Origin of the sequence: Streptomyces sp. NPDC050548 (genome assembly GCF_044457385.1) — a bacterium.
Classification (GTDB): domain Bacteria; phylum Actinomycetota; class Actinomycetes; order Streptomycetales; family Streptomycetaceae; genus Streptomyces.
On the sequence record NZ_JBITGV010000002.1, the window covers coordinates 1 to 13784 of the forward strand.

Annotated in this window: 12 protein-coding genes and 1 pseudogene; 7 read left to right on the forward strand and 6 right to left on the reverse strand. The window is 71.9% G+C overall.

Features of this window, described 5'->3' with window-relative positions; genetic code table 11:
• The 4 genes and pseudogenes from ACIBJH_RS05915 to ACIBJH_RS05930 form a co-directional block, all read left to right on the forward strand.
• Positions 1-264 (forward strand): annotated as a pseudogene (locus ACIBJH_RS05915) (sugar ABC transporter ATP-binding protein); the annotation flags it as partial.
• Position 265: 1 nt separating this feature from the next.
• On the forward strand, positions 266-1174 hold the full coding sequence (locus ACIBJH_RS05920) for a sugar phosphate isomerase/epimerase family protein (protein ID WP_399115619.1): 909 nt from the start codon (positions 266-268) through the stop codon (positions 1172-1174).
• 61 nt (positions 1175-1235) lie between these two features.
• Positions 1236-2255 carry a Gfo/Idh/MocA family protein gene (locus tag ACIBJH_RS05925; protein WP_399116361.1) on the forward strand — a complete coding sequence of 340 codons (1020 nt, stop codon included), beginning with the start codon at positions 1236-1238 and terminating at the stop codon, positions 2253-2255.
• A 21-nt stretch (positions 2256-2276) separates the two neighbouring features.
• A complete protein-coding gene (locus ACIBJH_RS05930) occupies positions 2277-4001 on the forward strand; it encodes a tetratricopeptide repeat protein (protein WP_399115620.1) in 1725 nt (574 codons plus the stop codon).
• On the opposite strand, the gene ACIBJH_RS05935 is transcribed toward ACIBJH_RS05930, so the two are convergent.
• From ACIBJH_RS05935 to ACIBJH_RS05950, 4 genes are read right to left on the reverse strand one after another with little or no spacing between them, the layout of a single operon-like run.
• The gene (locus ACIBJH_RS05935) at positions 3950-4972 is read right to left on the reverse strand and encodes a Gfo/Idh/MocA family protein (RefSeq protein WP_399115621.1); all 1023 of its coding nucleotides are present in this window, start codon (positions 4970-4972) and stop codon (positions 3950-3952) included. The genes ACIBJH_RS05930 and ACIBJH_RS05935 overlap by 52 nt on opposite strands.
• Entirely contained in the window at positions 4969-5973 is a 1005-nt protein-coding gene (locus ACIBJH_RS05940; protein ID WP_093623814.1) for a Gfo/Idh/MocA family oxidoreductase, read from the reverse strand. The genes ACIBJH_RS05935 and ACIBJH_RS05940 overlap by 4 nt, the downstream gene beginning before the upstream one ends.
• Positions 5974-6021: 48 nt before the next feature.
• The gene (locus ACIBJH_RS05945) at positions 6022-6789 is read right to left on the reverse strand and encodes an SDR family oxidoreductase (protein ID WP_399115622.1); all 768 of its coding nucleotides are present in this window, start codon (positions 6787-6789) and stop codon (positions 6022-6024) included.
• A 35-nt stretch (positions 6790-6824) separates the two neighbouring features.
• A complete protein-coding gene (locus ACIBJH_RS05950) occupies positions 6825-8000 on the reverse strand; it encodes a phytanoyl-CoA dioxygenase family protein (protein WP_399115623.1) in 1176 nt (391 codons plus the stop codon).
• Positions 8001-8107: 107 nt separating this feature from the next.
• On the opposite strand from ACIBJH_RS05950, the gene ACIBJH_RS05955 reads away from it, so the two are divergent.
• Positions 8108-9139, forward strand: a complete 1032-nt coding sequence (locus ACIBJH_RS05955; RefSeq protein WP_399115624.1) for a LacI family DNA-binding transcriptional regulator — start codon at positions 8108-8110, stop codon at positions 9137-9139.
• A 16-nt stretch (positions 9140-9155) separates the two neighbouring features.
• Here the strand turns inward: ACIBJH_RS05955 and ACIBJH_RS05960 are convergent, their stop codons facing one another.
• Positions 9156-9500 carry a cupin domain-containing protein gene (locus tag ACIBJH_RS05960; RefSeq protein ID WP_262063878.1) on the reverse strand — a complete coding sequence of 115 codons (345 nt, stop codon included), beginning with the start codon at positions 9498-9500 and terminating at the stop codon, positions 9156-9158.
• A 123-nt stretch (positions 9501-9623) separates the two neighbouring features.
• Between ACIBJH_RS05960 and ACIBJH_RS05965 the strand changes: the two genes are divergently transcribed.
• Positions 9624-10136: a hypothetical protein gene (locus ACIBJH_RS05965; protein ID WP_399115625.1), complete on the forward strand. Its 513-nt coding sequence runs from the start codon at positions 9624-9626 to the stop codon at positions 10134-10136.
• A 38-nt stretch (positions 10137-10174) separates the two neighbouring features.
• Here the strand turns inward: ACIBJH_RS05965 and ACIBJH_RS05970 are convergent, their stop codons facing one another.
• Entirely contained in the window at positions 10175-11869 is a 1695-nt protein-coding gene (locus ACIBJH_RS05970; RefSeq protein ID WP_399115626.1) for a helix-turn-helix domain-containing protein, read from the reverse strand.
• 161 nt (positions 11870-12030) lie between these two features.
• On the opposite strand from ACIBJH_RS05970, the gene ACIBJH_RS05975 reads away from it, so the two are divergent.
• Positions 12031-13767 (forward strand): FAD-dependent oxidoreductase, encoded by a 1737-nt coding sequence (locus ACIBJH_RS05975; protein WP_399115627.1) that lies wholly within the window; start codon positions 12031-12033, stop codon positions 13765-13767.
• Positions 13768-13784: the final 17 nt, after the last annotated feature.

Genomic DNA, 13784 nt, shown 5'->3' on the forward strand with positions numbered 1-13784 from the left:
GGCGTCATCTTCATCACCCACAACCCGCACCACGCCTACATGGTCGGTGACCACTTCAGCGTGCTGCGGCTGGGCACGATGGAACTCTCCGCCGAGCGCAGCGAGATCACGCTGGAGGAGCTGACCAACCACATGGCCGGCGGTACCGAACTCGCCGCACTCAAGCACGAGTTGTCCCAGGTCCGCGGCGTCGACGTCGAAGAACTCCCCGAGGAGGCCGACCTCAAGGCCTCGGCGAGCAGCGCGCCCGAAGGGACGTCCTGACATGCCCGAGCGTCCCGTTCTGGACCGCATCCGGGTGGGCTCCGCCCCCGACTCCTGGGGCGTGTGGTTCCCCGACGACCCCCAACAGGTGCCGTGGGAACGGTTCCTGGACGAGGTCGCGCAGGCCGGCTATCCCTGGATCGAACTGGGCCCGTACGGCTATCTGCCGACCGACCCGGCCCGGCTCACGGACGAGATCGCCAGGCGCGACCTGAAGGTCTCCGCGGGCACGGTCTTCACCGGCCTGCACCGCGGCCCCTCCGTCTGGGACGCCACCTGGGAGCACGTGAGCCAAGTGGCCGCGCTCACCCAGGCGATGGGCGCCAAGCACCTCGTGGTCATCCCCTCCTTCTGGCGGGACGACAAGACCGCCGAGATCCTGGAGCCGCCGGAGCTGACCGGCGAGCAGTGGGCGCACCTCACCAAGGGCATGGAACGCCTCGGGCACGAGGTCAAGGAGGCGTACGGGCTCGACATCGTCGTCCACCCGCACGCCGACACCCACCTCGACACGGAGGACCACGTCGAGCACTTCCTCGACTCGACCGACTCCGAACTGGTCAACCTCTGTCTGGACACGGGGCATTACGCCTACTGCGGCGGCGACAGCGTCAAGCTGATCGAGACCTACGGCGAGCGCATCGGCTATCTGCACCTCAAGCAGGTCGACCCGGAGATCCTCGCCGACGTCGTCAAGAACGAGATCCCGTTCGGACCAGCCGTGCAGCGTGGCGTGATGTGCGAACCGCCGTCCGGCGTACCGGAGTTGGAGCCGGTGCTGGTCGCGGCGCAGCGCCTGGGCGTCGAGTTGTTCGCGATCGTCGAGCAGGACATGTACCCGTGCGAGCCGGACAAGCCGCTGCCCATCGCGGAGCGCACCCGCAAGTTCCTCCGCTCCTGCGGTGCCTGACGAACGTGAGCGACGCGAGCAACGTGACGACCCTGACGAGCCGAAAGGACGGCCGATGGCCATGAACCCGCGCGACATGCTCGGAGTGGCAGTGGTCGGAACCGGAAAGATGGGGGCGGACCACGTCCGCCGGATCGAGCACGTGGTCAACGGCGCCCGGGTGAGCGCCGTCGTGGACGTCGACGCCGAGCGCGCCAAACGGATCGCGTCCGGCATCGACGGCTGCACCGCGTACACCGACCCGGCCGCCGCGATGGCGGCGGCCGACGTCGACGCGGTACTCATCGCCTCACCGGGCCCCGCCCACGAGGCGGCCCTGCTGACGGCCTTCGAGCACGACCTCCCGGTCCTGTGCGAGAAGCCGCTCACCCCCGACGCGGCCTCCGCGCTGCGCGTCCTGGAGGCCGAGGTGCGCCTGGGCCACCGCCGGGTCCAGGTCGGCTTCATGCGGCGTTACGACGCCGAGTACATGAAGCTCAAGTCCCTCCTGGAAACAGGCCAGTTGGGCCGACCGCTGATGCTGCACAACCGGCACCGCAACGCGGCCAGCCCGCCCTTCTTCACCAGCTCCATGCTGATCAGCGACTCCGTGGCCCACGAGACCGACGCGACCCGTTGGCTCCTCGGGCACGAGATCACGGCCGTCCATGTGCTGCGCCCGCGCCCCTCGGCAAGCGCCCCGGACGACCTCCAGGACCCCCAGTTCGTCGTCTTCGAGACCGACGGCGGCGCGATCGTCGACGTCGAGATGTTCGTCAACTGCGGCTTCGGCTACCAGGTCCAGGCCGAGATCGTCTGCGAACGCGGCACCGCCCGCATCGGCGACGGCCACGCCATGGTCACCAACATGGCCGGCCGCTGGGGCGGCACCATCGCCCAGGACTTCACCGAACGCTTCGCCGACGCCTACGACCGCGAGGTCCAGACCTGGGTCGACGCCACCCGCCGAGGCGAGGTCACCGGCCCGACCGCCTGGGACGGCTATGCGTCGGCGGCCGTGTGCGAGGCCGGCGTACGGGCGTTGGAGGAGGGTGTGCGGGTAGAGGTCGAGTTGGTGGAGCGGCCGGCGTTCTACCGATAGCGACTTCGGGGGGAGGCGCGGATGGGGCCGGTGCGCATGCTGCTGCCGTCGCTGCGCGCGACGGCACGCCTGGCTCCCGGTCCGGGAGTTCCGCTGCTCGGGGCCGCGTTGCTGCACTGCGCGGTCCCCGGCTGGGCCCTGCTGCGCCCACCCCCGCCCGCTCGCCGGTCGGCCTGGGCCCAGGAAGCGGTCGCTCTGTACCGCCCCAAGGCGGAGCAGATCCACCCTGAACAGCGCCACTTGGACGCGCTGAGCCGCGCACTGGTCGTGCACGCCCACACCCTGGTCCTGGCGGAGCGGTACCGGGAAGCCGGCGCCGTCGTGGACGCGGCGCTGGGTGTGCCGGGTGCGCGGATGTCCCCGGCCCTGACCGCGTGCGCCCTCCACGCACGGGCACAGGCACTCGTCTTCGGCGGCCGTGCGGAGGAGGCCCAGGAACCCGCCCGTGAGTGCGTGCGGTTGTATCGCGGCTCGCCGCCTCCCGCGCGGCGGGACCGAAGCCTGGGTGCCTTGCCGGTCGCCTTGCGCACGCAGGGGCTCGCGTTCGCCGTGCTCGGCCGTACGGCCGAGTCCGTCGCCGTGTACCTGGAGTGTGCCGACCTCCTGCGGGCCATGCCCGTAAGGCAGTTGTCGCGTTTCATGCGGCTGCGGGCGCAGGTGCTGGTCGAGTTGGCCGGCGGACTGCGGGCGCTCGGCCGGTACGAGGAGGCCCTGGCACTGGAGCCCGAGGCGAAGGACTCGGTGTACGGGGTGATCGCGAGGTTCTATCCGGAACTCGTCCTGCCGTTGCGCGTTCGGCTCCTCACGGACCTGGCCCACTGCCGCAGTGCGACGGGCTCTCTCGCTGCCGCGCGCACGATCGCCGACGAGGCGGTCTCCGAGGCCCGTGAACTGGCCGACCAGCCCGAGCTGTTCGCCGAGGCGCTGCGCTGCCTCGCCCTCGTCCTCGACGAACCGGCGGCGTACGACGAGCAGTTGACCGCCCTCACGGAACTCGCCGGGCTGTACACCCGCCTCGCCGTCGACCGCCCTGAGGTCTTCGAGCCGCTGCTCGCCGACACCCTGGACGACCTGGCCCGCTGTCACCGGCGGAGCGGCGACCACCTCAAGGCCGTGGCGGACACCGAACGGGCCGTGGCCGTCTACCGGCGCGTCGGGCGGCACGAGGACCAACTCGCCCGCATCCTTTCCAACTTGAGTATCCGTCAGCAGAGTGCCGACGACGCCGAGTCGGCCGTGTCGAGCGCCCGCGAAGCAGTGGCCCTCACCCGCCGACTCGCCGAGTCCGACCACGAGACCCACGGCCCCCTGACGGCCCGCCGCCTCCGGGTCCTGGCCCAGGCCCTCGGCCTCGCCGGCGACCACACCGCCGCCGTCGCCCACTACGCGGAGGCCGAGGCGGTTCTGAGCGACCTGGTCGGCGTCCCTGGCGTCGACGCGGAACTGGCGGTCACGGCCTCGGCTCTCGCCGCCGCGCTCGACTCGAAGGTCCAGGACCGGCTGGCCGCCGGTCGGCCCGAGGAGGCGGTCGCCGCCCTGCGCTCCCTGCTCGACCTGACCCGCCGCACCGATGCCAGAGACGTCCACGCCCGGTGTGTCGTCGCGTTCGCCCGGGCCCGTGCGGAACGCCCGGACGACATCGACGTCGTCCGGGCGTGGGAGCGGGCGGTCGGGGAGCCGTACCCGACGTTCGTCTACCGCAGAACCGGCACCCGCGGCCGAGGCGCGAACCCCGCCGCCCGATAGGCCTCGTCGATGAGGGTCATCGTCGCGACCGCGTCGTCCGGGCCCAGTGGGAGTGGGGCGCCGTTCCTCAACCGGGCGGCGAACGCGTCCAGTTGGTAGGTGTACGAGGAGCGGCGCCCGAGGCGTTCGGTGCGTTCGCCGTCCGTCGTGCGGATCACGACCCGGTCGTCCAGGTGGGGGAGGACGAAGTTCGGTGCGAACGCCTCGCCGCGGCTGCCGGTGATCCGGCAGCTCATCACCAGCTCGTCGTAGGCCATGTGGCAGCGGGCGGAGCCCGTCGCGCCGCTCGGGAAGGCGAGGTCGGCGTCCAGCCATTCGTCGACGCCGGGTGCGCCCGCGCGTTCGCCGCCCTTGGCCGAGACGAGCCGGGGTGCGCCGCCCGCCCAGGGGGCCAGCATGCGCTGGGCGTGCAGGCTGTAGCAGCCCAGGTCCATGACGGCGCCGCCCGCCAGGTCCAGTGACCAGCGCGGGTCGGTGTCCGGCGGGGCCGGGATCGCGACCAGGGTCTCGACGTGCCGCAGCTCGCCCAGTTCGCCGGAGGCCAGCAGTTCGTGCAGGCGGCGGGTGACCGGGTGGAAGAGGTAGTGGAAGGCCTCCATGAAGACCGTCCCCGACTTGGCCGCGGCCTCGCGGACCTCGGCCGCCTCCTCCGCGTTGCTCGCCGAGGGCTTCTCCGACAGGACGTGCTTGCCCGCCTCCAGCGCGGCGAGGTTCCACGGCCCGTGCAGACCGTTGGCGAGCGGGTTGTAGACGACCTCCACCTCGGGGTCGGCGATCAGGTCGGCGTACGAGTCGACGACCCGTTCGACGCGGTGCGCGGCGGCGTACGCCTCCGCCCGGTCCCGGTCGCGGGCGGCCACCGCGACAACGCGGTGGCCGGTCGTCCGGGCCGGGCCGATCAGGGACTGCTCGGTGATCCGAGCGGCTCCCAGTACTCCGATGCGCAGTGGTTCCCGGCCCGGACCGCTCATGCTTCGCGTACCTCCTGGATGGTGACGGGGCGGTGCTCGTGCAGCGACAGGGTGCAGGCGTCGGCGATCCAGCCGGCCTCCAGCGCGTCGGCGACGGTGCACGGGGAGGTGCGGGTGCCGGCCACGACCTCGGTGAACGCGGTGAGTTCGGCGCGGTAGGCGGCGGTGAAGCGGTCCATGAAGAAGTCGTGCGGAACACCGGCGGGGAAGGTCACGCCAGGCTCGACGGAGCGCAGCGGCAGCTTGTCCTCCAGACCGACCGCGATGGAGTCCGTGAAGCCGTGGATCTCCATGCGGACGTCGTAACCCCGGGCGTTGTGGCGGGAGTTGGAGACCACGGCGATGGTGCCGTCGTCCAGGGTGAGGATGGCGCCGGTGGTGTCGGCGTCGCCCGCCTCCTTGATGTACTCGGCGCCCCGGTTGCCGCCGACCGCGTACACCTCGACGACCTCACGGCCGGTGACCCAGCGGATGATGTCGAAGTCGTGCACGGAACAGTCGCGGAAGATGCCTCCGGACGCGGCGATGTACGCGGCGGGCGGCGGAGCCGGGTCCAGCGTGGTCGACCGTACGGTGTGCAGCTTGCCCAGCTCGCCGGAGTGCACGGCGGCGCGCGCGTTGACGAAGCCGGTGTCGAAGCGGCGGTTGTAGCCGATCTGGATCGGCACGTCGCTGCCCTCGACGGCCTTGAGGACCTGGACGCCCTCGGCCATCGTCTTGGCGACGGGCTTCTCGCAGAAGACGGGGATGCCCGCCTCGACGGCGGCCAGGATCAGGCCCGGGTGGGCGTCGGTCGCCGCGGCCACCACGACACCGTCGACCCCGGCGGCGAGCACGGCCTCGGGGGAGTCCGCGACCTCGGCGCCGAAGCGCTCGGCGGCCTTCTTGGCGGCCTCCGCGAACGGGTCGGCCACGACGAGGGACTCGACGACGTCGAGTCCGGAGAGGGTCTCGGCGTGGAAGGCGCCGATGCGGCCGAGGCCGAGGATTCCGATGCGCATGAGTGCTCTTGCTTTCTTGAGGGGTGCGGGTTGTTGCCGGTGTTGAAGTCAGTCGAGGGCGCCCAGGACGTTCTGGTCCCAGTCGATCACCGATCCGGTGACCACGCCCGACCGGTCGGAGAGCAGGAACACCACGAAGTCGGCGATCTCGTCCGGCTGGCCGAGCTTGCCCATCGGGAGCCGGGCCGCGGCCTGCTCCCGCCAGTCGTCGCCGGCGCCGTGGAAGGCGCGCTGGGTGGCGTCCTCGCCCTCGGTGTCGGTCCAGCCGATGTTGATCGTGTTGATCCGGATCCGGTCGAAGCGATGGGCGTGCGCCGCGTTGCGGGTCAGCCCGGCGAGCCCGGCCTTCGCGGCGGAGTACGCGGCGAGGAAGGGCGGCCCGCCGTGGGCGCAGTTGGAGCCGATGCTGACGATCGTGCCCGGTGCCGTGCGGGAGGTCATGTCGGCGACCGCCGCCTGCATCGCGAAGAACGGTGCCTTGAGGTTGATCGCCATGTGCTGGTCGAACAGTTCCGGCGTGGTGTCCAGGAGCGAGCCGCGTGACGTGAGCCCGGCCGCGTTGACCAGGCAGTCGATGCGCCCATGGGCCTCGACGGTCCGTACGACGCTGTCCCGCGCCTGTGCCGGATCGGCGAGGTCCGCCCGCAGGAAGTGGGCGCCCGTGTCCGCGGCGAGTTTCTCGCCCACGTCGGCCCGGCGGCCGGTGAACGACACCACCGCGCCCTCGCGCACCGCCGCCCGCACGATCGCCGCGCCGACGCCCTGGCTGCCGCCGTTGACGAGAACGACCTTGTCGTCGAGAAGTCGTAGTCCCATGGTGTTCCTCAGCACTCGGTCCTCAGTCCCCGGTCTCAGCTCTCGCGCCGCTCGGCGCCGGCCCGCAGCTCCCCGCGGAGCGCCTGCGGAGCCCACCCCTCGCGCACCGCGCGGCGCACGATGTCGGCCTGCGAGGGCGGGGCGAGACCCTCGACGGGCGGGTCGTTGTCGAGGTTGGTGGGGAACGGATAGCCCTCGGCACTGGCCGCGACGACCGCGTCCAGCCACTCCTCGCGCACGCCCTCGGCCTTGCGCCTGAGCAGCACCGGGTAGACCGCGTTGCTGACGGCCTCGCGGTCCACCGTCTCCATCGCCCGCCCGAACGCGGAGGACACCTGGAGCAGATTGGCCATGCGCTTCACGTCGGTGGTGCGGTTGGTGCCGGCCGCGTGGAACAGCGCCGGGTTGAAGAACGCGGCATCGCCCTCGGCGAGCGGGAGTTGGATGTGGTGGGCCTCGAAGTAGGCCTGGAACTCCGGGAGTCGCCACGCCAGATAGCCCGGCTCGAACTTCTGCGAGTGCGGCAGGTACATCGTCGGCCCCGACTCCACCGGCATGTCGCAGTGCGCGACGGCCCCTTGGAGGGTGAGCACGGGAGAGAGGCGGTGCACGTGCGCCGGGTAGCCGGCGGCGGTCTCGTTGCCGAGGAACCCGAGGTGGTAGTCGCGGTGCACGGTCTGGGCCGCGCCGCCCGGGTGGACCACGTTGATCTGCGAGGTGACCTGGTAGCCGGGGCCGAGCCAGGCCTCGGACACCAGGGCCAGCATGTCGTTGGCGTAGTAGTCGGCGAAGGCTTCCGGGTCGTAGAGCGCGGCCTTCTCCAGGGCGTTCCACACCCGGTCGTTGGCACCCGGCTTCGCGAAGTGGTCCCCGGCGCCCGCGCCGGAGGCGTGCTGCTCGGCGATCAGCGCGTCGAAGACCTCGGTCGTACGGTCCACCACCGCCGGGTCCGGGAACGCGCCCCGCAGGACCACGATGCCGGGCCCCTCGGCGAACACCCGCACCAGCTCGGTCTGCACCTCGCGGCGCTCACCGGCCGCCACCGACTTGCGGAGCCGGTCGCTGTCGTAGACGAGGACGTTCCGCTCGACCGAGGACGCGTACGGGAAGTCGCCCAGGTCGGTCGGCTGCTCGACGAGTGCGCGGAAGGCGTCGAGATCGCAGTCCTGCTCGGTGAGCCAGGCGGGGCGCTCTGCGGATGTGAAGGACATCGTCGTCCCCTCGGGTCACGTGGTGGTGCGGTCCTGTCATTCTTGTCAGTACAAACCCTTCGAACAACCGGCAGCGAGCCATCAAAAACCCCTCAAGGAGACGACCGGTGGGCCACCCCTTCCCGATCAGGGAAATCGCACGTCAGGCGGGCCTCAGCGAGGCCACCGTGGACCGGGTTCTGAATGCCAGGGGCGGTGTCCGCGAGAGCACCGTGCGTGAGGTCCGGCAGGCCATCGCCGATCTGGACCGGCAGCGCACCCAGGTCAGGCTGGTCGGGCGTACGTTCATGATCGACATCGTGATGCAGACACCGGAGCGGTTCTCCACGGCCGTACGGGTGGCGCTGGAGGCGGAGCTGCCCGATCTGCACCCGGCCGTGGTGCGCTCCCGCTTCCACTTCCGGGAGACCGCGCCGGTCAAGGAACTCGTCGCGACCCTGGACCGGATCGCCCGGCGCGGCTCGCAGGGCGTCATCCTCAAGGCGCCGGACGTCCCCGAGATCACCGCGGCCGTCGGCCGGCTCGTCACCGCCGGTATCCCGGTCGTCACCCTGGTCACCGACCTGCCCGCGAGCGCCCGCCTCGCCTACGTCGGCATCGACAACCGGGCGGCGGGCGCCACCGCCGCCTACCTGATGGGCCAGTGGCTCGGCGACCGCCCCGGCAATGTCCTCACCAGCCTGAGCAGCGGTTTCTTCCGCAACGAGGAGGAGCGCGAGATGGGCTTCCGCAGCACCATGCGCGCCCGCTACCCGGACCGCTCCCTCGTCGAGATCACCGAGGGCCACGGCCTGGACGCCACCCAGTACGAACTGGTCCGGGCCGCCCTCAAGCGCGATCCGGACATCCGCGCGGTCTACTCGATCGGCGGCGGCAACATCGCGACCCTGCGCGCCTTCGCCGACCTGGGCCGCGAGTGCGCCGTGTTCGTCGCGCACGACCTCGACCACGACAACACCCGGCTGCTGCACGAGCAGCGGCTGTCGGCCGTCCTCCACCACGACCTGCGCCAGGACGTCCGCGAGGCCTGCCGCATAGTGATGCGCGCCCATGACGCGCTGCCGCCCGCCGGACCGACCCTGCCGTCCGCGATCCAGGTCGTCACGCCCTACAACATGCCCTTGGCGGCGGCCCGTTGAGGGCCGTCAAAGATGGTCAGAGGTTGATCGCGTACGCCTTGCGCAGCGTCTCGTGCACCGTCCACGTCGTACGGTCGCCCTCGCGCAGCACGGCCATGTCCCCGGGACCCACCTTCAGCGTCTCCCCGCCCTCGACCTCGATGGTGGCCGAGCCGCTGATCACGACGAACAGCTCGTCCGCCTCCGTGTCGGTGACCACCCCCGGGGTGATCTGCCAGATCCCGCGGATCTGCCGCCCGTCCTCGGACTCCCACACCACCTTCCCGGTCACCTCGGGCGTACCGGAGACGATCTGCGCCGGGTCCAGCGGCTCGGGTTCGAGCTCGGCGTCGGGGATGCGGACAACGAAACTGTGCGTCATGCCGCGACCCTAGCCCGGACCGGCAGGGCCTGGATGTGGACACTGTGTGGGACATCGGCCCAGGTGGGAGGACACTTCGTCGCGGAGTGGCGGCCCCGGTGACGCCGGGTGATCGTGGAGGGCATGGCGCAGACCACGACGGCCGTCCCCGAACCGCACCGGCACGAGACCCGGGAGAACATCCTCTTCGGAGGCGTCTACGGCGCCGTCCTCGCCTGCTCGATGGTCGCCGCGCTCACCCAGTACGGCCACACATCGAAGGGCAGCCGCCGCTACGACGCCGTGTGGCTGCTGGTGACCGCGGGCGCCTCGGCGCTCGCCCACGGGTACGCCCACTACATCGCCGAACGCGCCCCGCACCGCCGCTGGGACGCCCTGCGCACCCTGCGCGACGAGTGGCCGCTGGTCGCCGCCGCGCTGCCCACCGTCCTGCTGCTGGCCGGGGCGGGCTGGGGCTGGTGGTCCGCGAACGGCGTCGAGTACGCGGCGTTCGTGCTCAACATCGCGCTGCTGTTCGCCCTGGGCCTGGTCACGGCCCGCTGGTCGGCGCGGAGTTGGGCGGTGGCCGTGGCGATCGGGGCGGTGGACGCGCTGCTCGGTGTGGTCGTGGTGGTGGCGAACGCCCTGATCAAATAGGCCGGTTCAGTCTCGGACGGGCCTGGTCGATCCGCTGCTCACGAGACGCCCTGGTAACCGCGCAGCTTGCGGTACAGCGTCGCCCGCCCGATGCCCAACGCGGCGGCCGCCCGCACCTTGTTGCCGCCGTGCCTGCGCAACGCGGCCAGGATCGCGGCGCGTTCGGCGTGCTCCATCGGGCTGAGCCGCCGGGCCGCGGGTCCCTCCCGGACGGGGTCGGGCAGTTCGGCCCGCCGCACGGGACCGGTGACCCGCCGATGGTCAGCCAACGCCCGTACGACATGGGCGAGTTCGGTGACGTTCCCGGGCCACGGATGCTCTTCCAAGGCCCGCAGCGCGTCCAGCGTCCAGCTGAGCGGCGGCTGTCCCGGGGCCGGCCGGGGAGCCAGAACCGGCAGCAACTCCCGTACGTCCTCCCGGCGTTCCCGCAGCGCGGGCAGGGCGACCGACCGGGCGGCCAGGGTGTCGAGGAGGCGTTGGAAGCAGGGGCCCGGGGGAGTGCCGGGCGTGTAGGTGACCAGCAGATGCACGTCCGGGTGTTCGTCGAGCAGGGAGTTGAGCGCGGCGACGTCCGGCTGGGCCAGCCGTTCGGCGTGCCGCAGGAGGAGCGGGCGGCCGTCGGCCAACTCGCTGTATTTCACGCCGAGTTCCGGTGACTCGGCGGCGTCGGCGACCAACGGCACGGTCTCGCCGAGCAGTTCACGGGCCAGCGCGGTCTTGCCGGTGCCGCGCTCGCCGGTCAGCAGCAGCGGCTCCGGGACCCGGGCCAGCTCGACCGCCCGCGCGACGGCGTGCCGCCAGGGCACCGAGCCGCCGGCGAGCGCCAGCGCGGGGCGCGGCGACGGACGCGGCACCTCAGCGGCGCGCGCCGCGAGCACGGCCACGATCCCCAGGACGCGGCCCTCGTGCCGTACCGGAGTGATCTCGGCGGTGCACCCGGCACCCTCGGGGAGCGGCACGCCATAGGGCGGCTCTCCGGTGCTCGCGCGTTCCAGGGCGGCCAGGACCTGGGGGGTGGCGAGGCGGACGGCGGCCTCGCTGATCAGGCGGTTGCGGCCGTCGAGGGCGACGACCGCGCGGCCGGGGCCGTGCGCGGCGCGGGTGTAGGCGTCGAGGAGCACCCGTTCGGCCGTACGGGAGCGGGCGAGGAGTTCCGCCTCCACCGCGACGGCCGCGGCCTCCGTGAGGGCGGCGCCGGGATGTGGGCCGCAGCCGGCGCACAGGCCGGACGCGACCGTCACCGTGCCGAGCGGCTGCCCGGTCTCCGGGGCGAACAGCGGCACGCTGACCGCGGACACGTCCTGCCACACGTCGAGGAAGTGCTCGGGGCCGTGCGCCTCGGCCCGGCACCGGGTACGCAGGGCGAGGGCCGCGCTGTTGTGGCCCACCTCCCGCTCGGACAGATCACGGCACCGGTCGCCGCCGGGCACCTCGCCCGCCGTCCACACCACCCGCAGCCGCTCGTCGGTCAGCAGCAGCGCCGAGTGGCCGCCGAGGGCCGGCGCGATGCGCTCCAGCACGGGCCGCGCCGCCTCCAACAGAGCCGATTCAGCGGGGAGTTCGGGCTCGTGGACCGGTCCATCGAGGTCGTGCCGTACGCCGAAGAAGACGGCGCGCCGCCACGCGGCGAGGACCTCGTCCGGGACGCCGTCGGGCAGCGGGCGGCCGGTCAGGAACCGCTCGCGCGCCTGGCGCAGCGGGGCGAGGGCGGGGGAGTGCTCCACGATGGTCATGACGCCTCACACCGTATCGGGCCCGTGACGCCGGCCGTCGCGGGGCTGTAACTGTCTCGTAATGAGACACCCGAGCGTGTTCCGCCCGCATGATGATCGTGAAGAGTCGGTGCCTTTCTCACCCCAGTCTCAACCTGCCTCACCCCCTGGAGCGTCCCGCCGTGCACGTTGTCGAGACCGACGTACTGATCGTGGGCAGCGGCCCGGCCGGTGCCGCCGCCGCGCTGGCGCTGAGCACCTACGGCGTCCCCCACATCGTCGTCACGCGCTACTCGCGCCTCACCAGGACGCCCCGCGCGCACATCACCAACCAGCGCACCATGGAGGTCCTGCGCGACCTCGGTGTCGAGGACGAGGTGCTGGCCAAGGCGACCCCGCAGCACCTGATGGGCAACACCACGTTCTGCACCAGCCTCGCCGGCGAGGAGCTGGGCCGGATCCGCTCCTGGGGCAACGACCCGCTCGTCCAGGCCGCCCACGACCTGGCCAGCCCGACCCGCATGTGCGACATGCCGCAGCACCTGATGGAGCCGGTGCTGATCGACGCGGCGCTCGCGCGCGGTTCGAACGTCCGCTTCAGCACGGTCTACAAGTCGTTCGAGCAGGACGACGACGGCGTGACGGTCACCGTCGAGGACCGGCTGCGCGGCGACGAGTACACGATCCGCGCCAAGTACCTCATCGGCGCGGACGGCGGCCGCTCCCAGGTCGCCGAGGACGCCGGGCTGCCGATGGGCGGCCAGATGGGGGTCGCGGGCAGCATCAACATCGTCTTCGAGGCGGATCTCACGAAGTACACCGCCCACCGGCCGTCCACCCTGTACTGGGTGCTCGCCCCGGGGGCCAACGTCGGCGGCATCGGCGCGGGTCTGGTGCGCTGCGTCAAGCCCTGGAACGAGTGGCTGATCGTGTGGGGCTACGACGTGAGCGCCGGCGCCCCCGACCTCACCGAGGAGTACGCGCTGTCCGTCGTACGGCAGTTGGTCGGCGACGACGACCTCCCCGTGACCATCAAGTCGTCCTCGGCGTGGACGGTGAACGAGATGTACGCCGAGACCTACGTCAACGGCCGCGTCCTGTGCGCCGGGGACGCCGTGCACCGCCACCCGCCGTCCAACGGGCTCGGCTCCAACACCTCGATCCAGGACGCCTACAACCTCGCCTGGAAGCTGAAGCTCGTCCTCGACGGGACGGCCACACCCAAGCTGTTGGACACGTACGACGCCGAACGCGCCCCCGTCGGCAAGCAGATCGTCACCCGCGCCAACAAGTCCATCGGCGAGACCGCCCCGATCTTCGAGGCGCTCGACGGACTCTCCCCGCAGACCCCCGAGCAGCTGTGGGCCAACATCGCCGCCCGCAAGGACACCACCGAGGCCGCGGAGAAGCAGCGGGCCGCGCTGCGCGAGGCGATCGCCTACAAGGTCTACGAGTTCAACGCGCACGGCGTCGACCTCAACCAGCGCTACACGTCCGACGCGATCGTCCCCGACGGCACCCCGGACCCCGGCTTCGACCGCGACCGCGAGCTGTACCACCAGCCCAGCTCCCGCCCCGGCGCCAAGCTCCCGCACGCCTGGATCACCTCCGGCACCCGCACCGTCTCGACCCTGGACACGGTCGGCAAGGGCCGCTTCACCCTCCTCACCGGCATCGGCGGTGACGCCTGGCTGCGCGCGGCCGAGGCGCAGCCCCTCGACATCGCCACGGTCGTCATCGGCCCCGGCCGGCAGTACGAGGACCCGTACGGCGACTGGGCCCGCCTCAGCGAGATCGCCGACGCGGGCGCCCTGCTGGTCCGCCCCGACGGCTACGTCGCCTTCCGCCACGCCGACGCGGCCGAGAACGCGAAACAGTTGCTCACGGACGCGCTGCGCCGCATCCTCGGTGATGGTTGATTTTTCAACAGGCTAGG

Coding starts and splice junctions, on each gene's coding strand:
- ACIBJH_RS05920 (WP_399115619.1), top strand. CDS start 266: ATGCCCGAGCGTCCCGTTCTGGACCGCATCCGGGTGGGCTCCGCCCCC.
- ACIBJH_RS05925 (WP_399116361.1), top strand. CDS start 1,236: ATGAACCCGCGCGACATGCTCGGAGTGGCAGTGGTCGGAACCGGAAAG.
- ACIBJH_RS05930 (WP_399115620.1), top strand. CDS start 2,277: ATGGGGCCGGTGCGCATGCTGCTGCCGTCGCTGCGCGCGACGGCACGC.
- ACIBJH_RS05935 (WP_399115621.1), bottom strand. CDS start 4,972: ATGAGCGGTCCGGGCCGGGAACCACTGCGCATCGGAGTACTGGGAGCC.
- ACIBJH_RS05940 (WP_093623814.1), bottom strand. CDS start 5,973: ATGCGCATCGGAATCCTCGGCCTCGGCCGCATCGGCGCCTTCCACGCC.
- ACIBJH_RS05945 (WP_399115622.1), bottom strand. CDS start 6,789: ATGGGACTACGACTTCTCGACGACAAGGTCGTTCTCGTCAACGGCGGC.
- ACIBJH_RS05950 (WP_399115623.1), bottom strand. CDS start 8,000: ATGTCCTTCACATCCGCAGAGCGCCCCGCCTGGCTCACCGAGCAGGAC.
- ACIBJH_RS05960 (WP_262063878.1), bottom strand. CDS start 9,500: ATGACGCACAGTTTCGTTGTCCGCATCCCCGACGCCGAGCTCGAACCC.
- ACIBJH_RS05965 (WP_399115625.1), top strand. CDS start 9,624: ATGGCGCAGACCACGACGGCCGTCCCCGAACCGCACCGGCACGAGACC.
- ACIBJH_RS05970 (WP_399115626.1), bottom strand. CDS start 11,869: ATGACCATCGTGGAGCACTCCCCCGCCCTCGCCCCGCTGCGCCAGGCG.